The following is a 20,014-nucleotide window of genomic DNA, read 5'->3' on the forward strand; positions in this document are numbered from 1 at the left end:
CAAAACCGTCATTAACACACTTTTTGAGGCCTTTGTTGCCTAGCCATCAAAGGCGTAAAGTTTATTAGCATTTTCGTGGGTAGAAGGTTTGCTTGCTATTCAGTGGTAAAATAGATATTTGCCTCAACTCATTAAGTAACTTTAATGTTTAGCACTTAAATAACAAATAGGGCCTAGTTACTAGGCCCTATTTATTTTAGATTAAAGGTCGCAAGGTATTGCCAAAGCAGTCAGCTAGGCCGCTTGCTTAACCCTTTCTTGTCCAAGTATGAAACTTTTCTAAGTATGACAGGACCTTCTGTGGAGCATGATTACGTTTCCACTCTCCGGCTACATATTTGTTTGCTTCCATCATGGTTGGGTAAGCATGAATTGTTCCCAATATCTTATTCAAACCTAGTCCGTGTTTCATCGCTAGGGTAAACTCAGCAAGCAATTCGCCCGCATGTTCACCTACTATAGTCGCACCTAAAATTTTATCTTTACCTGGCACAGTAAGTACCTTAATGAAGCCATTGGTGGCGCCTTCTGCGATTGCTCGGTCGAGTTCTTCTAATTGAAACTCGGTCACTTCGTAGGCAATCTCTTGCTGTTTCGCATCTTGTTCGTTCAGTCCTACTCGTGCGACCTCTGGGTAAGTATAAGTTGCCGCTGGAATGACCGAATAATCAGCTTTAAATTTCTTAAATCGGCCAAACAGTGCGTTCACTGCTGCGTACCAAGCTTGGTGGGCTGCAAAGTGGGTAAACTGGTAAGGGCCTGCTACATCACCCACAGCATAAATATTGGGAAAGTTAGTTTGAAGGTGTGCATTAACAGCCACAGTGCCTCGTTCGGAATTCTCAATCCCTAATTCTTCTAAACCAAAACCTTTAGTATTTGCCACTCTTCCAAGCGCAAGTATAACTTTGTCAAATTCTACTTGTTGCTGCTGTTCGCCTTGGGTGAGAATGACACTTTGTTTACCTTCATGGTTGTGAAAGCTTATTGCTTTCCACCCCAACTTAAGATCTATGCCTTCTTTGGTAAATTGTTCTTCTAATAACTGACTAACCTCTATATCTTCGCGAATAAGCAAGTGATCGGCCATTTCAACTTGAGTGACCTGAGAACCTAAACGAGCGAAACTTTGGGTGAGTTCACAGCCGATAGGACCGCCGCCTAATACTAATAGCTTTTGAGGTAACTCTGTTAGCTGCCATAAGCTATCTGAGGTTAGAAAATCAACATCTTGCAAGCCTGGAATAGCCGGAACCAGTGGCCGAGCGCCAGTAGCAATCACGATGTTTTGAGTAGTAACCAGTTTGCCGTCAATTTCAACTTCCCAAGGGCTACGAATATGCGCAGTGCCTTGAACGCAATTCACGCCTAAGCGGGTGTAACGTTCCACTGAATCATGGGGCTCAACTTGCTTTATAACTTGATGAACGCGTTCCATCACCTTCGCAAAATTGGCTTTAGCCGCCACTTTTTCGTAACCAAAATTTTCAGCATTGTTGGCTTCATAAGCAAACTTAGCGCTACGAATTAGCGCCTTAGATGGCACGCAACCAGTGTTTAAGCAGTCGCCACCCATTAAGTGTTTTTCAACTAGTGTTACTTTAGCTTTTACCGCTGCAGCTATATACGAGCTCACTAAACCGCCTGCGCCCGCGCCAATCACCAATAAATTATTGTCAAAAGATGTGGGTTTTTTGTAAGGCGCGTACACCCGACCTTGCTTAATTTTGTTTAAAATTGCTTTGCTAATGTAAGGAAGCACACCTAAAAGCGTAAAAGCGATGAGTAACGAAGGGGACAGTATTCCTGATAAGCTGTCGAGCTTTGCTAATTCTGTACCTGCATTAACGTAGACGATAGTCGCTGGAATCATCCCCAACTGACTTACCCAATAGAAGGTTTTGAGCGGCAGTTTAGTCAACGCCATCACAAGGTTAATAAGAAAGAAAGGGAAAATAGGGATTAGACGTAAGCTAAACAGATAAAATGCACCTTCTTTTTCAATGCCTTGATTGATGCTTTGTAGTTTGTCTGCATAACGCTTCTCTAGGCTATCTCTTAATAAGTATCTCGCCACAAAAAATGCACAGGTTGCTCCAATACTACTGGCAAAAGACACCATTATGACCCCATTCACCACGCCAAATAGAGCTCCCGCTAGCAGGGTCAGCAATGCGGCTCCCGGTATTGAAAAAGCGGTGACAAATATATATAGGAAAAAGTAACCAACAATAGATACAAAGTAATGTTGCTCTACGCTAGATTGCAAGTCCGATTGGCTCTGTTTGATGGTGTCAAAATTTAACCATTGGCCCAAATCGAACCACCATGTAAGACCGATAATAACGACAAGTACCGCTACAACAATCTGTTTATTCGCTTTCATATTTTATTCTCTAAACAGTAGTGACAATGTATAGACCTTTAAGTTTATGATTCTATTTCACAAATTTTCGTTGTTAGTATAGTTCACTATGAATTCGCTGATTAAGTTAGGCTTGTTTAGATCCAAAATCGTAAGCGATGACTCCAGTTTATTAGGGCTAGCCACGGCGATAATTGATTCGTCATTGGCGCTGAGTAACGGTTTGCCTAATTGTTCACGATAAACTTCAATCTTTGGTATATCACTGTGACGATACCCTTCAACCAATACCAGGTCACAGGCAGCCCAGTTCACCCAATTCAGTTGTTCTTCGACGCTATCGTGATTGTGTTGCTGACTAAAGTGGTAACGTTTGTTGGGACAAGACAATATCACTTCAGATGCTCCGGCTGCTGTAAGCTTATGGCTATCTTTTGTGGGATCATCCAAATTAATGGTGTGATGACTATGCTTAATGACCGTCACCCTTAGTTTTTTTTCTATCAACAAGGGGAGTATTTCACTCAGTAAACGTGTTTTCCCACTCCCACTAAAACCGGCAATACCTAGCACCGGTTTTGGCCATTTTTTATCCATTTGATTACTCTGTTAGTTTTTTTCGACTAATTTAGTCCAGCTTACCTAGATAAGTAGTTTTAAACTGCAAAAAAAGCTTTAAACTTAGCTATTAACGGAATTTTGATTGGGAAAGTAACCATTGTTTTTACGCTTTTGGCCGATGTTGCTTGTTTTATTTACCACTTCGGTAATTGCCATAGACTTTGATTACCAGGGCTTATCGGGTGAAACCAAAGACAATGTAAAGGTTTATTTAGAAGCGCAAACTTTTCCTGAAAATAGCAGTGCTAGACGAATTATTAGTGCCAGTAGCGAGCAAACAAAAAAGGCTTTACGTGCGCTTGGTTACTATCAAAGCAAGATCACCATTACTGAACAAGACAAAAAGGGCTACTTGGTGAATGTTGAGCTTGGTGAACGACTCAATGTTGGCAAGATAGAGTTTCAGTTTTCTGGTGAAGCCACCAGAGATACTCGTTTCAACAGCGCGGTCACAAAAAGTGGCTTAGCAGAAGGGAAACCCTTTTCTCACGCTGCTTATGATGGTTTAAAATCTGAATTTAATCGCTTAGCCGCTCGCTATGGTTACTTTGATGCGAGTTACCAACAAGCCGAAGTGAAAATCAGTATCAAGACCAATACAGCAGATGTTTATCTACATTATGATTCTGGTAAACGTTATCGTTTTGGCGATATTGTTTTCACTAACCCTAATCTTCCACGAGATATATTTGCCAATTTGGCCGAATTCAATACAAACGATCGGTACGATTCTCAAGACGTCGGCGAATTTAACCAACGCCTAGGTGAAACCGATTATTTTAAAGCTATTTCGGTGCGACCCGACTTAGAAAATCGCCACGATGGTCAAATCGATTTGCTGGTCGGGCTGCAATTAAAACCAAGGGATACCTTTGAAGTGGGTGGAGGGGTAACCACTGATATAGGCCCCCGTGTCCGGTTAAAGTGGAATAGACCCTGGGTAAATGATAGCGGCCATAGTGTAAGCTTTGAAATAGAAGCCGCAGAACCCAAACAAAGTGCGCTATTTGTTTATCGAATTCCTATGGATAACCCGGTAGATGATTATGTCGATGTACAAGCGGGTTATATTCGAGAAGATAATAACGATACCGAAAGTGAAAAAACCGTACTCTCTACCACGCGGCAATGGTTACTACCTAATGATTGGAAGCCTTCACTCTTTTTAAAGTGGCAGCATGAGAAATACCGCCAAGCAGATCAGTATTCTATTACCGATTTAGTTTTACCGGGGGCAAACTTTGCGCGTCTTCGAAGCCGGGGGGGCTTAGACCCCTATTGGGGAGATAACCTTCAGGCAAGCGTAGAAGTTGGCCATCCCTATTGGGGCTCTGATGTAGAAATGTTGCGTCTAGCCACGTTGGGTAAATGGTTACGCTCTTACCAGAACCACAGGGTGCTGCTTCGCGCTGATGTCGGAGCGATAATAGTTGATGAAATTACCGATGTACCTGCGTCAATGCGTTTCTTTGCCGGTGGTGACCAAAGCATACGAGGCTACGATTATAAAACTATCAGTCCCACAAACGACGATGGGCAGCTAATTGGTGGTAAATACATGACGGTGGGCAGTATTGAATACAATTACCAGTTTGCCGAAAAGTGGCGTTGGGCAACATTTGTTGATGCGGGTACGGCTACTAATGATTTCTCTGAACCGGTATCGATCGGGGCTGGCATGGGGATCCGTTGGCTTACTTTAATTGGTCCGTTAAGAATAGATGTAGCAAAAGGATTCCAAAATGAATCCGATCCCTGGCGAGTGCATTTTTCATTGGGGCCAGATTTATGATGTTTAAAACCATCAAGTACTTATTACTGTTGGTAAGTGCTTTGTTATTTTGTTTAGTGCTGGCCTTATCATCTAGCGGCGCGACCCAATGGATTTTAGCTAAAGCTAGCACTTTGGTTGATGGCTTAACCATTAGCGAAGCTGACGGTAATCTGTACCAAGGGATCAGTGCTCAACAAGTAATTTGGCAGCAAGCAGGGCTATATGTAGAGCTAAACAAGCTAGAATTCGCGCTAGACTGGTTATGTATCAGCCAAACGAAGCTCTGTGTCGATAAATTGCTAAGTAGTGCACTGATCGTGAAGGTGGATACAGCGGCAATGAGCGCAGCATCAACTGAGCCTGAACAAGCAGAGAGCACTGAATCAAACGACAGCCCTTGGACACCACCGTTCCCATTTGTTGTAAACCGATTAGCGGTGAGCTCGGCCAAAATTAATGTTGATGGTATGCTAATTTCTTGGCAGGCCATACAAGCTCAAGCTAACTGGCAAAAATCGACTATTTCAGTTGATTACCTACATCTCGATGATTGGCTTTTCACCATGCCACCCATAGAGGACTCGACTTCACAGCCGCAAAAACAAGCCAGCTCAGCTCAAAGCATATTGCCTTTTGTTGTTGAACTACCCGACGTAAGCATGCCTTATCAAGTCATCGTCGATGATTTGCAACTACAAAAAGGCGCTGTTGATCTGACTACGCAAGTGTTAAATTTTCCTTCAATAAACCTACGCGGAAAATTGGATTTCTCTTATCTAGAGTTGCGCAAGCTTGAGGCAAGCACACCCTGGGGATATTTACAGTTAGCAGGCACTCAAGGTTTTCAAAAGCTATATCCGTCTCAGTTAAAGGGGCGATGGGAAATGCAAGTAGAGCAGCAGCCGTTGGCCTTAAGTTTTCAACTTTCTGGCGATGGCGAAGGCTTGTCTGCAGAGCTGAGTAGTGAAGGTTTGCTAGCTAGTCAGGTAGCACTAAATGCCGCTTGGATGGAAACCAACCTTCCTTTTGATTTTAGTGCAGAACTCACGCAAAGTTTTGAGTTATTACCCGAACAATTATCAATCGACTCGCTGACCATGGATGCTAACGGCGATTTGTCGGGTTACCAATTACAGCTATATAGTGATTTAGCTGGCTTACAAGACCTGTGGTTAAACGCCCAGTTGAGTGGTGATCTATCTCAGCTTAGCCAGCTAGCTATCCAAGGAGAACTATTAAAAAATAAGCTTATAAGCCCACAATCAGAAACCCTAGAGGAAAGCGAGCCGCCATCTAACCAATACGCAGATACTCAAGAAGCTGTAGGCGGCTTCAATATTAAGGGGAGCGCTCAATGGCAACCAAGCTTAAAAGCAGAGTTATCGATTGATTTAGATAACCTACAGCTTAGCCATTGGGTTGATTTAGGTAAGGAAAACGCATTACCTAATCTAGATGGTGTCATTCAGGCTGCTCTCGATGAAAAGCTATGGCATTTGCATAAAGCAGATTTAACCGGCGAATGGTTAGGACTTCCCTTAACAGCTGATATTACTGGTCAAGGTAATATTGACCAACAAACCAATAATGCAAAAGTTAAGCTTAAACTCGCTAACACCATGCTGATGGCAGAAGCCGCTGTGAATGAAGACCAGTTAGCGCTTAGTGCGCGCTTACAAGCCGACAATCTAGCAGAATTGCCTTGGCTGACAGAGGGCACGGTTGCTGCTGATATTGAAATATCCGGCCCACTCGCTATGCCAGTGTTTTCTTGGGAAATTAATAGCGAAAATGTTGTCAATCAACAGTTATCGCTTGCTAAGCTCATGACAAAAGGGCAGTTAACGCTAGACGAAGGCTTTAGCGGAGACATAGATCTAGCTCTTGAACGTTTGGCTGTGGCTGGTGAAACGATAAATGCCGCGAGCCTTGCTTATACAAGTAACAATAACCAACAAGGTTTACGTCTTAAAGCAGAACAAGATCAACGCGAGGCAGAGCTTTCATTGAAAGGCGAGGGGAACCTTTCTCAATGGCAAGGGCAACTCGCAAATGCGGAGCTCACTGCTGAATTGGGTACCTATTATTTATCTAACCCTATCGATTTACAGTATGCCAACTCTGTGGCCACTATTGGCAGCCATTGTTGGTCAAGAGATAACAGTAAAATTTGTTTACTGTCGCCGTTCTCTAGTGATGGGGAGAGTAAAGTGGCGCTTAAGGTTGAGCGGTTCGATTTTGCCATTTTTAATACCTTTATGCCCACTGAATATACTGTTGAAGGACAAGCTTCAGCGGTAATTAATGCGAAATTGAAGAATTGGTTACCACAAACGGGCAATCTGCAACTTAGCCTCACACCTGGCTCAATATCCCAAAAGACGGAAACTAACGCTCTCACTCTCAACTATCAAACCGTAGAGTTAAACGCTCAAATTAAGCAAGAGAATATCCACTGGCAAGCATTATTTGAATCGGAACAACTTGGCGCCTTACGTTCTGCTGGTAAAGCATCCTTAGATAAAAGTGGGGGCATTAGTGGTCAGTTACAACTGGATAAGCTTCAGCTATCGCCGTTATTACCCTTTATCAATGCCTTAGATGACTTAAGCGGTGAAATAGACGGAACGGTTATAGTTAACGGTAAACTACAAGCGCCGCAATTACGTGGAGAGATAAAGCTTACTGATGGGCGAGTATCGGGCCCCGATGTGCCTCTTAGCATCGATCAGCTGCACACCGAGCTTAATTTTGATAACCAAGTAGCGAGTTTAAACGGTGGGTTTAATAGTGAAGGTAAATCAGCATATTGGAAGGGTGAATTCAGCTGGCCAGATAACCAACTACTTGGCGAGTTAAATATCAATGCCAAACTGTTACCGATTAGCGTCGATCCCTATGCAAGTTTGGCGGTATCACCCGATGTAACCGTAGTCTTTTCTGATAGGCTTATCGATGTCAGCGGCATTATCGCCGTTGAAGAGGGCGCTATAAAAGTTAAATCCTTACCAGAATCTGCCATCTCAGAGTCTGCAGATGCGATTGTGATTGAAGAACAAACGGAAACCGTATCGCTACAGCGCACCAAAATAGATTTAACCGTCACCCTTGCTGAAGTTATCACTCTAGAAGCATTAGGTTTAGATACCAAGTTAAAAGGAGAATTAAACCTAAAACAACAACCGTTAGAACCATTGCGGGCGAACGGTCGAATTGAGCTCATAGACGGTGAATTTAATGCTTACGGCCAAAATTTGGTGATTGAAAAAGGCTGGATAATGTTTACCGGTCCTCTAGAACAGCCCTATTTAGACTTTGAAGCGATTCGTAATCCGAACACCATTTCTGACAGCGTTACTGTTGGGGTAAAAGTGATTGGTTTAGCCGATGCTCCACAAGTAACCTTATTTTCCGATCCCTCTATGTCGCAAAACGAAATGTTATCCTATTTACTAAGAGGCCGAGCGTTGAGCGACACCGAGCAAGACAATAACGCGCTTTCATCAATGCTACTCAGCGCTGGAATAAATCGCGCAGGCGGCATTGTCGGCAACGTGGGAAGTAGCTTGGGGCTAAGTGACTTGGCATTGAGTACGGCTGGCTCAGGTAGCTCTACCCAAGTAGAGGTGAGCGCTTATGTATTGCCTGGGGTTGAAGTTCGTTACGGAATGGGGGTGTTTGACCCAGTCAATGAGCTAACCGTGAAATATGAGATATTACCAAAGCTATTTATCGAAGCGTTCTCTGGTATAAATAGCGCATTAGATGTTTACTACGAGTTTTATCTAGACTGAAGTGGCTTCGTCGCTTCGTCGCTTCGTCGCTTCGTCGCTTCGTCGCTTCGTCGCTTCGTCGCTTCGTCGCTTCGTGGTTTCGTGGCTTTAAAGCTGCGAGTCAACGGTGTTACATGCAGCGTGTTCTAAATTTTGTTGTCACCATCACCGGCCTCATTCAAACAACCGCCATAGAATAGTGCACCAGCCAATGATGACGCTTGTCAGCCTTACGCACGTTGTTCACTGACCCTATAAGTACAGATTGCTGCTCTTCTCAAACCCAAAAAGGCCGATGCGCCTTAGCCTTTACAAATGATTTTCGATTAAACATTGCGCAACTTGCTAAAAGAATAAATGCAATGCATAGATCGACCTATCACTTATAAAATAACGCAAAGACTCATTTTTATAACATAATGGTTTGCTGGTGAAGCGTAATTAACAATGCGAATAGATAAAATACTAATTGCAGCGGAGAGTTTCATGGGCAATGTTCATTTAACGGTTAAAGAAAAAGTAGCATACGGATTAGGAGATACAGGGTGTAATTTTGTATGGCAAACGGTCATGCTTTTTTTAGCGTATTACTACACTGATGTATATGGTTTATCACCGGTTCACATGGGAACCATGTTTCTCTTGGTAAGGTTTATTGATGCGATTACCGATCCGTTAATGGGGTCGTTAGTTGATAGAACGAGAACCAAACACGGACAATTTCGCCCTTATATACTGTGGATGGCAGTCCCCTTTGGCGTCGCGTGTATGATTACTTTCTATACCCCTGACTTGGGAACGACGGGGAAAATTATATATGCTTACTGCTCATACATTTTGCTCACTTTAATGTATACCGCAATAAACGTTCCTTATTGCGCCATGGCGAATGCTATGACCGATGACCCAAAACAACGTGTTTCTCTGCAATCTTATCGTTTTGCCTTAAGCACTGCGGGCGGATTGGTAGTGGCACTCGTCGCTCTACCTTTAGTGAAATATATTGGCCAAGGTGATGAACAAAAAGGCTACTTGGGCGCAATGGTAATAATGGGCATCGGAGCAATGGTGTTATTCTTCTATTGTTTTGCTAATACCAAAGAGCACATCACAACCGAAGTTAATCAAAGCCAAAAAAATTCTGCATTTGGTGACATAAAACTATTATGGGAAAATACCCAATGGCGAGTGCTGTTTATACTTAATATCGTGTTGTTGACCGGGGTTGTGTTAAAAGCTGCGTCCACCATGTACTACGTAAATAGTGTAATGGGCCGTCCCGATTTAGCGACCTGGATGATGGTAGCTGGTATGCTAGCCAACATTGTGGGTGCTATGGCCTCAGCGCCGGTGATAGGTCGTTTTGATAAAGCTAAGACTTACAAAGTCTTGATTGGCGTGTCAGGGCTTCTTTCTGGCTTGATGTTTTTCATAGAGCCTAGCAATATTTTACTGATATTTACTGTGATGATCGTGTTGAGTGTGGTGCAAATGAGCACAACACCGATATTGTGGAGCATGATGAGTGATGTGGTTGATTATGAAAAATCGCGCAGTGGTCGCTCTTTAAGTGGCATGGTTTTTTCAACTAACTTGTTTGCAATAAAAGCGGGTATTGCTATTGGTGGCGCTTTGGTCGGTTGGAGTCTTGCTGGTGCAGGATATGTTGGTGGAGCAGAGTCACAGTCTAGCCAAGCAATAACGTGGATAAACATGTTGTATACATTACTGCCTGGGCTATTTTTTGTTTCGTTGGTGTTTATTATGCACTATTACCGTTTAGATGCAGATAAACTAAAACTGATAAAAACAACATCAAATAAAACCGATAGCGAGCTCGTTGCTGAAGCGGTTTAAGTCATGCAAAACAAGCCAGTATCGTCTGATATTGGCTTGCTCTCACCCCTTACAGGCCTAATAAAGCAAACTAAAGTACTTTCGTCTAAATTGTGATGAAAGCGGGTCACCATTCAAGGTAGCAAGTATATCGAGGAAGTTTTTCTTAATTTTCCCGTCTACTGATTCAAGGTCTTTTTGTAGGATAGCGAACAACAACTCTAAAGCCTCTTGGTTTCTACCTGCTTGAGAATATTGAATGGCTAAATTTAAGCGTAGCTCAGCAGAGTCTTCACTGGTGGCTAACCTGGCTTCTAAGGCTTGTATCTCTGGGCTTTCTGCGGCAGCCTTTAAGAGTTCTAACTGGCTTTTTAGTTCGTGAAAATCAGCTTGTTGGTCTTCTAAAGGTAAGGCATTTAGCAGTGTTTCTGCTTCTTCGGCATGTTGATTATTTAATAAAGCTTGAATAAGCACCAAAATGATATCGTTGCGTTGCGGAGCCAATTGGTGCGCTTCTCTTATGACGCTAAGCGCTTCTGCTGACTGGTCGGCCTCAAGTAAAGCTTTAGCTTTGGCTAGCAATTGTTCTTCTGGAGCGGGTAAATGACGAACGATGGTTTCTGCAATCACTTCTGGAGAGGGGATGTCGGTAAACCCATCTACAGGTCTGCCTTCCTTTAGAATGACTACCGCAGGAGCCTGTGCTACTCCTAGTTGCTGTGCAAGTTGGGCCAACTCATCCATATTAAGCTTAGCCAAGACAAAGCTTTCACCGGTTTGCTGGTGGATTTGCTGTAACAGTCCAAATAAAGGCTCACACTGGGGGCTAGCGGGTGACCAAAACTGTACGACTACAGGTTGATTAAATGAGCCTTCAATTAATACCTGTTGGGCATTTTCAAAGCTAATATCGATAACAGATGTAGTGGGCTGCATAGTGTTTTCCATTATATTGTTTAGTCTTAATTTGGTGACTAAATGCATGTTTTTCAAGTCAATGTCGAAGATTAACAAAATAGCGGTAAAAAAGGTGAGTTTAAAGGGGTAATATAAGGCGAATTATTGCTAGCTTTAATTGGATTTTATGGACTCTTTATCCTTAGCTGATTTAACCATTTTGTTGGTCGAACCCTCAAATATGCAGCGCAACATCATTCGAACGCGTTTACACGAAGCGGGTGTTGATAACTTTTTGTTGGCAGAAAATTGCCAACAAGCGCTAGAAATAGCGTTAAAAACTGCCCCTGACTTAGTGGTTAGTTCAATGTATTTTTCGGACGGTACAGCCACCGATCTGGTTCAACAACTACGTGCCAATAATCTTAGCCGCGATGTTGCCTTTATGTTGATCTCTAGCGAAGCATGCCACCATACTTTAGATGCAATTAAGCAAGCGGGGGTGATTGCGATGTTACCCAAGCCCTTTGAATTCACCCATTTGTTAGCCGCATTACAGGCAACGATTAGTTATATCGAACCTGATAGTGAAGTGATCAATAATATTGATATCTCCGACAAAACCATACTCGTGGTAGACGATAGCCAAACTGCTCGTCGCCATATTTCGAAGGTCTTGGAAAATATCGGACTGATTAACTTATTAGTGGCCGAACATGGGCAAGAAGCCTTAACGATATTAGAAAGCAATCAGGTTGACTTGGTGATCACTGATTACAATATGCCGGTGATGGATGGGGCCGCTTTAATCGAAGCACTGAGGCAACATCCTAAGTTTTGTGACATTCCAGCCTTAATGGTAACTTCAGAAAATAACTGCGCCAAATTAGATGGGGTTCGGCAAAGCGGTGTTTCCGCTTTGGTAGACAAGCCTTTTGATATTGACGCAGTAAAACAGGTGCTTACGCGGTTATTTGAAGTCGAAAAATAGCCTGGGTTTACTCAAATATTTGATCACCCATCTGATCGATAAAGGTTTTACACTTATGCAACGCTAGCTCGGCGGCATCGTCTGAGCTAGCGCAGGTGTCTGAACGAATAAACGTATGTTCTCTCAACTCGCCATCGATAGTTTTACTGATTACTGCCGCTACTCGGTACTGGCCATTTGCTGATTGAGGGCTAGGCGCAATAGTAAAGTCGCTATATTGTTCTTCAGGGTAGCTTTTGGCTTTAGCTGGCTCTGATTCAAATAATTTCTTAAAAGCTGAAAAGATACTCATGTTGATGATTTTCCTAAAATTAAGCTAAAACATGCTAAACAGCTACGCGCTTAGTCGGCTGTTTACGGTATGATGCATCATAACGAGCAAATCACCACAACCGCAATGGTATTACTGTGAACTTAGAGATTATTTCTTCTCAATTTAGTCAAATTAGCCTTTTGGTTACCTTATTTTTATTGTTTCTTGTTTTATTATTGTTAGTGGTAAATCGTATAAACACTGGCACTACCAGTAAACAAACTGACTTGTTAAAGCAAAATATTGAACAACAACTCCTTGAGCAAGAACAGTTGAAATTAAACGCTGATGCGCTGCAGCAACGTTTACAAGATCAGCTCATTAGTAATGCTGAATTACGCAACGAACTCGAGAATTTAACCACAGTGAAGGAACAGTTCGATACTAGCCAACAGCTGTTACAACGTGAGCAACAGCGCTGCGCCTTATTGCAGCAAAAGGACCTCACTTTGCAAGAGCGCATTACTTATCTGGAAAAAAGTGAAGAGCGGGTAAATGCTCAATTTGAACTGTTAGCTAATCGTATTTTCTCGGAGAAGGGGGTAGAGCTTCAGCAACAAAGTAAGCTGAGTATCGAATCAGTGTTACAGCCTTTAAAGCAACAGTTGGATGGCTTTAAGCAACAGATTCAGAACAGTTACGAGAATGAGGCTAAGCAACGCCATTCACTGAAAGATCAGATAGTCACATTACAACAACTCAATCAACAAATGAGCGATGATGCTGTAAAGTTAACTAAAGCGTTAAAAGGCGATAACAAGCAGCAGGGAGACTGGGGAGAGTTAATTCTTGAGCAAATCCTTCAATCTTCAGGCTTGAGAGAGGGGCACGAATATCAAACTCAAGTAGTTGGTGTCAATCAGCATGGTAAAACCATTAAGCCTGATGTGGTGGTGAAATTACCCGACGACAGAGCTGTCATTGTTGATTCTAAAGTCAATCTGGTTGCCTATGAACGCTATTACAATAGTGATCAGCAAGAGGTCCAACAAAGTGCTTTAAAAGAACATGCAAAAAGCTTAAGAAGTCAGATCATTGGTTTGAGTAAAAAAGATTACCATACGCTTTATCAGCTACAATCTTTGGATTATGTATTGTTGTTTGTGCCTATAGAAGGTGCATATCTAAGTGCCTTGGAACAAGATCCTAGCTTAGTGAAATTTGCGGTTGAATTGAATATTTTGCTGGTAAGCCCTAGCAGCCTAATGGTGGCGTTACGTACTATTCAAAACCTCTGGCGCAGCGAACATCAACAACAAAATGCTCAGGTGATCGCCCAACGCGCTGGTAAGTTATTTGATAAGTTTGTAGCTTTCACTGAAGATCTCCAAAACCACGGCCAGCAATTACAGCGTTCTAACGACAGTTATCAACATGCCATGAGCAAACTAAGTACCGGTAAAGGTAATTTAGTTAGGCAAGCACAGTTGTTAAAGGATTTACAAGTCAGTTCAAGCAAATCATTGGAAGCCAAGCTGCTAGCCGATAGCCAGCAGCAAGACTAGTGCTTAATGACTGCTTAGTACCATTGATGAATGGGCGGGCAACGAGAGTATAAGCTGTTGCTGCTCTACTGTTATTTGCTTGCCAGTGTGGAGCTGAGTATAACGATGTGAATACTGCGCGGCACTCAGGTCTATAGAGATGCTTTGCGCCTCGCCTCGGTTAATCACTACCAGGCTGTTTTGCTCGGGCAACCAGCGTTGAAACACCCAAACATCTTCAAGCTCAAGTAAACTAATAAGATCGCCTTCTTGTAGTTCTTTACGTTGTTTGCGCAGTTTGATTAACGCTTGATAGTGTTGCAATACCTGCTGGTCCCATTGCTGCTCATCCCATGGGAAACAACGGCGACAATCCGGGTCGTTAGCGCCTGTTAAGCCCACTTCGTCACCATAGTAAATAGACGGCACGCCAATATAAGTTAACAACAGAGTCGCGGCCACCATCGCCAGCTGTTGATTCTCTTGGACCAAGTGGGTGAATCTAGGCGTATCGTGGCTATCAAGTAAGTTGTATTGGGCAAGTTGATTCGCAAAGGGGATTGAGCCACGTGCTTCGGCCAACCAGTTAGCAAAGTCACTGGCGTTCAGTTTTACTGGAACGTAACGGGGAACGTCTACCTTAGCCAAAAAAGCCACCACCGGCTGATTAAAGCCATAGTAGTTCATGGCCGCGTCTTCTTGATCGCCTTGCAACCATTGGCTAGCTTCGGCAAAGTGTTCGCCAATCATATAGGCTTCTGTATTCACTTCTTTAATCGATTTTCTAAATTCTGCAACGTAATGGGCATTATGTTGAGCGCTGTTATGCTCACCAAGCATGTGAATAACATCAAAACGCCATGCATCAATAGAGAAGGGCGGCTTAAGCCAATATTTCAATACCGATTGTGGGCCAGAGTATATAGCTTGTTGTACTTCGGTATTGGCAAAATTGAGTTTAGGTAAGGTTTCTACACCTTTCCAAGACCAGTAGTTTCCGTGATTGTCAAAATGATACCAATCTCGAAACAAAGAATCTTGATTATGGTAGGCACCACCTTTGCCTTGCTGGTAGAAATCCATCCAATGGTGTTGGTTGGACGTGTGGTTAACCACGGCGTCTAACATTAGCTTCATACCACGTTGTTTCATCTTACTGGATAAGCTAATTAAGGCTTGGTCTCCTCCAAAGTGGGGCTCTACTTTGAAGTAGTTGCTGCAGTCATATTTGTGATTGCTAGGCGAACAGAAAATCGGATTTAGATACAAGGCGGTAATGCCGAGCTGCTCTAAGTAATCAAGCTTTTGTTCGATGCCGATTAAGTCACCACCATAAAACTCGGTGGCACCGGTTCCTGAGTGCGATTGAGCAACTGGCTCCCCCCATTGTTTTTGCAGTACTTTCCTGCCATCCCGGTGATAGCTATAGCTTTGGTCATTGGGAGTTAAGCTTGGGTCACCGTTTGCAAAGCGCTCAGGGAATATTTGATAAAAAACTTGTTGTTTCACCCAGGCTGGCGGTTTATCAAGAGTATTGATGCGAAAGTGATAGTGCTTTTGCGGAAGACGAGATGATTCTCCCGCTGCATGTAAATAGATTTGTCTGTCGTTCAGTAGAAACTTGAAGCAGTAAAGGGTTAATGGACTGTGAGGGCTGATTGGGATCGTTGCTTGCCACTTTAACCAATTCCCTTCAACTATGGGTTTTTTAAGCTCGATAAGCCACTCTTCGTGATCGGGTTCCACCCGAACAAATATTTTTTGATAAGGATGGTTTATCGCGGTGTAAAGGGTGACTTGATAGCTGTCTTGCTGCTGAATAAGCTGACTTTGAGGGTGGAAGCGAAAATCAGTCATTTATTTACCTTATAGTTTTTTCTCTAGTATCCTTTTCTGCTGTTATGCTTTCAAGTATGAAAAGAGAAATTGCCATTATAGATTTGCTCGTGGGGCTTTATCACTTAAGTAGAGAAAAACACGCGTAAATGTTTAATAATAACCAGTAATAAAAATAATCTATAAAAGAGATCATTTGAAATCACGATTTTTTAAAAAAACTATATCTTGGAAACAAAGAGCATCGATATGGACGCTATTGGTGGTTTTGCTGTTTTCTGCCGTAGTTTATCATCGATTCCAAACCGTAAAGCAGCAAATAGTAGAAGAAATTGAGCTATCTTTTACCGGCTTTAGTACCGCCAACAAACACCTTGTTAGCCTCTTATCTCAGCGGCTTTCTTTGTTGACTCGAACCTTAGGTTTACTCAATTACGTCAACAATGAGTCTGAGTTAACCTTAGTGACATTGGCAACCGAATGGCAGCGCATAGCTAAAGATATTAACTTGGAAGGGAACTTCTATTATATCCATCGGGATGGACGGGTAGATTTAGCCCTGAATCAATATAACTCGGGACATAAAGTGAAGTGGGGAGCGAAAGTAAACCCTGCGGTGATTAGTTACTTTAAAGGTGTCGGTTGGCGTAACGAAGGCCAAATTTCTAGTAAAGTCATCAATGACTATTTCAGTGAAAATCAACTTTATTTAATCTACACCCCTGTTTTTGATAAATGGTCGAAACTGACCGGCTGGATGGTCAATGAATATGATCAAGCCTCTATTAATGAAACTGTTCACTTTGTGGGCAGGCCTCGCTTAGTGGAACGAGCAATTATTCTTACCGACGAAGGCGTCATTGTTGAAGGTGATTATAGTCAAGACACTAGGCAAAAACTCATGGCCTTAGTGGGGCGTTTTAACTATTTTTCTATTCAACGATTTTTTGCCAGTGATATGTTTGACGGTGAGCAAGCTCCTTTTGATGTGGGAACGGGGCTGATGTTTGTTAAGCGTATTCAATCAGCAGATAAGCAACCCAATCTTACATACTTGTACATATCCTATGAAGATTTGGCAGAAAGCAATCGCTATTGGTTGGTATTTATCGCGATTGTATTTTGTGTAGCAATACTCAGTTGTTTTATTGGGGCGTATTTAACGGATGTTATTCGCCGAGAGAAGGCGATAATTGAAGAATTGAATGCCCTAAGAGAAGCAGCCTTTGAGGGGGAGTTTTCCCAAGTCATTACAAACACTGAAGGTATCGTGTTACAAACTAATCGTTATTTTTCGCAATTAGTTGGCGTACCAAAAACGCAAATGCTAGGGAAATATTTAACCGATTTTGGCCATAGCGAACCCGATTTTAAGCAAATTATGTTGCTGGCTAGCGAGCAAGGTAGTTGGTCTGGCGAAATTAAAGTAGAAGGATTAAAAGGTAAAACATCTATTCAGCAATTGACGGTAACAGCAGTTTATTGGCAAAACCAATTACACAATTTTGTTTGTTCTAGCGTTGATATCAGCGCACAAAAATCCCTAGAGAATGAACTAAAAAAATTAGCCAACACCGACCCCTTAACGAAGGCTGCAAATCGCCGGCATTTCGAAGATTCAACTCACTTGGAGCAAAGCAGGAGCGAACGAAATGGCTCACTGTTTTCAATATTGATGTTAGATGTTGATCATTTTAAGCAGCTTAATGACCAATACGGTCACGATGTGGGCGACGAGTGTTTAATTCGTTTAGTCGAAACAGTTAATCACTTAAAGCGAGATACAGATTTGCTGGCGCGTTGGGGCGGCGAAGAGTTTATTATGTTATTGCCAGAAACCGATGCTCAGCAAGCGCTTAATTTGGCCGAACGTTTACGCTTAGCATTTGTGGCAACTAGCAAAGAGCCGAGTTTTACCTGCAGTTTTGGGGTGACTGAAAGCCATAAAGAGCAAAGTTTTGCCAATCTATACAAGCAGGCCGATGACGCGCTTTATGCTGCTAAAGCGCGTGGGCGAAACCAGGTTGTACTGTATAGCTCTGAACTTAAAAATAGCTGACCTCTAGCGCTGAAAGCCGTCGGTATTCTCCTGGTTGTAACGATTCATCTAAAGTTATTTCACCAATCATTTGGCGATGTAAGCTGACTACTCTATTGCCCACGGCTGCTAGCATGCGTTTGACTTGATGATAACGACCTTCACTGATTTCAATATCGATGAGGGTTTCATTTACGCGCCTAACTATTGCCGGTTTAGTGGGTTTATCTTCGCCTCGTAGTAGAATACCTTCACGTAGTTTTGCTAAATCGCTGTCATCAATAGCATCGGCGAGCTCAACTCGATATTGTTTAAATTTATTGGCGTTGGGGCTGCTTACTCTGTGAGACCATTGCCCGTCGCTTGTTAATAGCAATAATCCGGTAGTATCGATATCCAGACGACCAGCTGAATGAAGCTTTGGTGTTTCATCTAAAATCAATGATAAGGCACTGGGGTGACCCGCTTCTTCTTCAGTGCTTAAGTATCCAGCGGGTTTATGCAGCATATAATAAGCATGTTCATGAAGGTCCAGCAATTGTTCGTCCAAATACACTTTATCTATTTCTTGTATCGCGAACTGAGTGCTCGTTACGGATTTTTGGTTTACCATGACCCTTTTGTTTTTGATGGTCTTTTTGGCATCGCTACGAGAAATTAATTTTGCTTTGGAAAGGTATTTGTCTAATCGACATGGGTATTTCATAATAGCCCAGAGTTTGAAGTAAAAGCTGATCATAACGCTAACAGCTAACTACAACAAATCCTTTATAAGCCTATATGGAGAGTGTTTTTTGCAAGCAATTTGTCGTTCAAATATTGAGTTACTTGGTAATCTAGTGACCAAAGACATTACCCTACGCTATTTTAGTGATGGTACAGCGATTACTCAATTTGAAATGTTGGTTAAAAAGAAAACTAAATCAACCGGTAAAGAGCAAGTGGAAGTCTTTCAGATTACAGCTCGTGGTGAGCAAGCTGAACGCTTAAAATCTTATGCAAAAGCAGGTGATGGTGTTGTGCTTAAGGGGCGTTTGAAAAATCAAAAAGACTCAAACGGGAAAATAGTCAGCGCTATAGAAGCAGAGCAACTCAGCTTTGTTGGGGCACCTTCAGTCTTGTATTGGAATAAGGTGACCTTAGTGGGTGAAATAGCGAACAAATCTTCGCTTAGAAAAAGCGTTAATAATCAGAGCTACCTAAAGTTGCAGTTAATCACCGATAGTAACGATGCTCAGCATTTGGTTAACTGTAATTTGTGGGCTTATCCCGCTGAGTTGGTCGCTAAGCAGGCGGAGTTAGGCGATAAACTGGTCGTTGAGGGGGCATTAAAAAAAGCATTTTCTGACGACCGACTTATTTCACCGATTCTTATTGATGGTCATACTTGCTTACATTTAAACGTTTAGTATTTCATTAAGTCGTTTGATTGGTATTGAGCGGGTTCAATACTGACATTGAACTTGTCAATGAGGACATCTAGTTTTTGCTCTGCGAGGCTTAATTCACTTAACATCAATGTGTTGTCGTCTAGCTCCCATATTTGGCGGCTACCGATATAACTAAACTTGATAGCTGTTAGTGCTTCAACCTCACCCTTGCTTGCAGCCTTTTGCAGTTTAACCATTTTTCTGTTTATTTTGTTGAGCTCTTGCTTTAAGTGCCAAACATACATCACTTCAGCAAACCACGTCTTAGATTTACAGTAAGTAATGATTGGAATTAAACATATCACCGCAGTGACTACACCCAATAAGTTGTAACGAAAGTTATCATCTGAAGTCGAAAACAGTGCAATAAATATAGTTGACCACAATAAGCTTGAAATAATCAATATTGCGGATATCCCTAGATAACTTTTTCTAGAACGTGTCTGGTAAATCTGTTTATCAATCGTTTTAATCTGCATAGTATTTAACCTGAAAAACAAGCCTTAATTGTACCAAATTTGGTGACTGTTCTGTATGCTATATTTGTTAAGAGTAAGCTATTGTTTAGTCTTCATAAAAATACAAAAAATTAAAGTCAAAAATGAAACCTTCTGTTTTCATGTAGGGCGTTACCGTCTATGCTTATCAACAGTTGC

The 20,014-nt window shown here is 42.3% G+C and carries 14 protein-coding genes; 7 read left to right on the forward strand and 7 right to left on the reverse strand.

The features are described from left to right. Positions 1–247: 247 nt before the first annotated feature. Complete coding sequence (locus tag M0C34_RS09370) at positions 248–2,386, reverse strand: FAD-dependent oxidoreductase (protein WP_248715360.1); 2,139 nt, start codon at positions 2,384–2,386, stop codon at positions 248–250. 57 nt (positions 2,387–2,443) lie between these two features. Continuing rightward, a complete protein-coding gene (mobB, locus tag M0C34_RS09375; protein ID WP_248715361.1) occupies positions 2,444–2,962 on the reverse strand; it encodes a molybdopterin-guanine dinucleotide biosynthesis protein B in 519 nt (172 codons plus the stop codon). A 121-nt stretch (positions 2,963–3,083) separates the two neighbouring features. Between mobB and tamA the strand changes: the two genes are divergently transcribed. The 3 genes from tamA to M0C34_RS09390 all read left to right on the forward strand — a co-directional run bounded on the left by tamA (position 3,084) and on the right by M0C34_RS09390 (position 10,390). Next, positions 3,084–4,778, forward strand: coding sequence for an autotransporter assembly complex protein TamA (tamA, locus tag M0C34_RS09380; RefSeq protein WP_248715362.1), 1,695 nt, complete (start codon positions 3,084–3,086; stop codon positions 4,776–4,778). After that, the gene (tamB, locus tag M0C34_RS09385; protein WP_248715363.1) at positions 4,775–8,554 is read left to right on the forward strand and encodes an autotransporter assembly complex protein TamB; all 3,780 of its coding nucleotides are present in this window, start codon (positions 4,775–4,777) and stop codon (positions 8,552–8,554) included. Before tamA ends, tamB begins: the two co-directional genes overlap by 4 nt. Positions 8,555–9,019: 465 nt before the next feature. Continuing rightward, entirely contained in the window at positions 9,020–10,390 is a 1,371-nt protein-coding gene (locus M0C34_RS09390; RefSeq protein ID WP_248715364.1) for a glycoside-pentoside-hexuronide (GPH):cation symporter, read from the forward strand. A 57-nt stretch (positions 10,391–10,447) separates the two neighbouring features. Here the strand turns inward: M0C34_RS09390 and M0C34_RS09395 are convergent, their stop codons facing one another. After that, positions 10,448–11,305 (reverse strand): tetratricopeptide repeat protein, encoded by an 858-nt coding sequence (locus tag M0C34_RS09395; RefSeq protein ID WP_248715365.1) that lies wholly within the window; start codon positions 11,303–11,305, stop codon positions 10,448–10,450. 148 nt (positions 11,306–11,453) lie between these two features. Here M0C34_RS09395 and M0C34_RS09400 point away from each other — a divergent pair, with 148 nt between their 5' ends. Then, entirely contained in the window at positions 11,454–12,257 is an 804-nt protein-coding gene (locus M0C34_RS09400; RefSeq protein ID WP_248715366.1) for a response regulator, read from the forward strand. Between the two features lie 7 nt (positions 12,258–12,264). Here M0C34_RS09400 and M0C34_RS09405 read toward each other — a convergent pair whose 3' ends face one another. Next, entirely contained in the window at positions 12,265–12,549 is a 285-nt protein-coding gene (locus tag M0C34_RS09405; protein ID WP_248715367.1) for an HlyU family transcriptional regulator, read from the reverse strand. A 116-nt stretch (positions 12,550–12,665) separates the two neighbouring features. Here M0C34_RS09405 and M0C34_RS09410 point away from each other — a divergent pair, with 116 nt between their 5' ends. Continuing rightward, positions 12,666–14,075, forward strand: a complete 1,410-nt coding sequence (locus tag M0C34_RS09410) for a DNA recombination protein RmuC (protein ID WP_248715368.1) — start codon at positions 12,666–12,668, stop codon at positions 14,073–14,075. A 3-nt stretch (positions 14,076–14,078) separates the two neighbouring features. On the opposite strand, the gene malZ is transcribed toward M0C34_RS09410, so the two are convergent. Next, a complete protein-coding gene (gene malZ, locus M0C34_RS09415; protein WP_248715369.1) occupies positions 14,079–15,911 on the reverse strand; it encodes a maltodextrin glucosidase in 1,833 nt (610 codons plus the stop codon). 175 nt (positions 15,912–16,086) lie between these two features. Between malZ and M0C34_RS09420 the strand changes: the two genes are divergently transcribed. Further along, entirely contained in the window at positions 16,087–17,949 is a 1,863-nt protein-coding gene (locus M0C34_RS09420) for a sensor domain-containing diguanylate cyclase (RefSeq protein WP_248715370.1), read from the forward strand. Here M0C34_RS09420 and M0C34_RS09425 read toward each other — a convergent pair. Beyond that, a complete protein-coding gene (locus M0C34_RS09425; protein ID WP_371923122.1) occupies positions 17,936–18,667 on the reverse strand; it encodes a pseudouridine synthase in 732 nt (243 codons plus the stop codon). The two genes, M0C34_RS09420 and M0C34_RS09425, sit on opposite strands and share 14 nt — an antisense overlap. 55 nt (positions 18,668–18,722) lie before the next feature. On the opposite strand from M0C34_RS09425, the gene M0C34_RS09430 reads away from it, so the two are divergent. After that, complete coding sequence (locus tag M0C34_RS09430; protein WP_248715372.1) at positions 18,723–19,337, forward strand: single-stranded DNA-binding protein; 615 nt, start codon at positions 18,723–18,725, stop codon at positions 19,335–19,337. Here M0C34_RS09430 and M0C34_RS09435 read toward each other — a convergent pair. Further along, entirely contained in the window at positions 19,334–19,837 is a 504-nt protein-coding gene (locus M0C34_RS09435; RefSeq protein WP_248715373.1) for a DUF3087 family protein, read from the reverse strand. The genes M0C34_RS09430 and M0C34_RS09435 overlap by 4 nt on opposite strands. Between the last annotated feature and the right edge of the window lie 177 nt (positions 19,838–20,014).

Source organism: Agarivorans sp. TSD2052 (assembly GCF_023238625.1).
GTDB lineage: Bacteria > Pseudomonadota > Gammaproteobacteria > Enterobacterales > Celerinatantimonadaceae > Agarivorans.

Excerpts from the sequence above, each read along its gene's own strand:
- M0C34_RS09370 (WP_248715360.1), bottom strand. The coding sequence starts at position 2,386 with ATGAAAGCGAATAAACAGATTGTTGTAGCGGTACTTGTCGTTATTATC.
- mobB (WP_248715361.1), bottom strand. The coding sequence starts at position 2,962 with ATGGATAAAAAATGGCCAAAACCGGTGCTAGGTATTGCCGGTTTTAGT.
- tamB (WP_248715363.1), top strand. The coding sequence starts at position 4,775 with ATGATGTTTAAAACCATCAAGTACTTATTACTGTTGGTAAGTGCTTTG.
- M0C34_RS09390 (WP_248715364.1), top strand. The coding sequence starts at position 9,020 with ATGGGCAATGTTCATTTAACGGTTAAAGAAAAAGTAGCATACGGATTA.
- M0C34_RS09395 (WP_248715365.1), bottom strand. The coding sequence starts at position 11,305 with ATGCAGCCCACTACATCTGTTATCGATATTAGCTTTGAAAATGCCCAA.
- M0C34_RS09400 (WP_248715366.1), top strand. The coding sequence starts at position 11,454 with ATGGACTCTTTATCCTTAGCTGATTTAACCATTTTGTTGGTCGAACCC.
- M0C34_RS09405 (WP_248715367.1), bottom strand. The coding sequence starts at position 12,549 with ATGAGTATCTTTTCAGCTTTTAAGAAATTATTTGAATCAGAGCCAGCT.
- malZ (WP_248715369.1), bottom strand. The coding sequence starts at position 15,911 with ATGACTGATTTTCGCTTCCACCCTCAAAGTCAGCTTATTCAGCAGCAA.
- M0C34_RS09425 (WP_371923122.1), bottom strand. The coding sequence starts at position 18,667 with ATGATCAGCTTTTACTTCAAACTCTGGGCTATTATGAAATACCCATGT.
- M0C34_RS09435 (WP_248715373.1), bottom strand. The coding sequence starts at position 19,837 with ATGCAGATTAAAACGATTGATAAACAGATTTACCAGACACGTTCTAGA.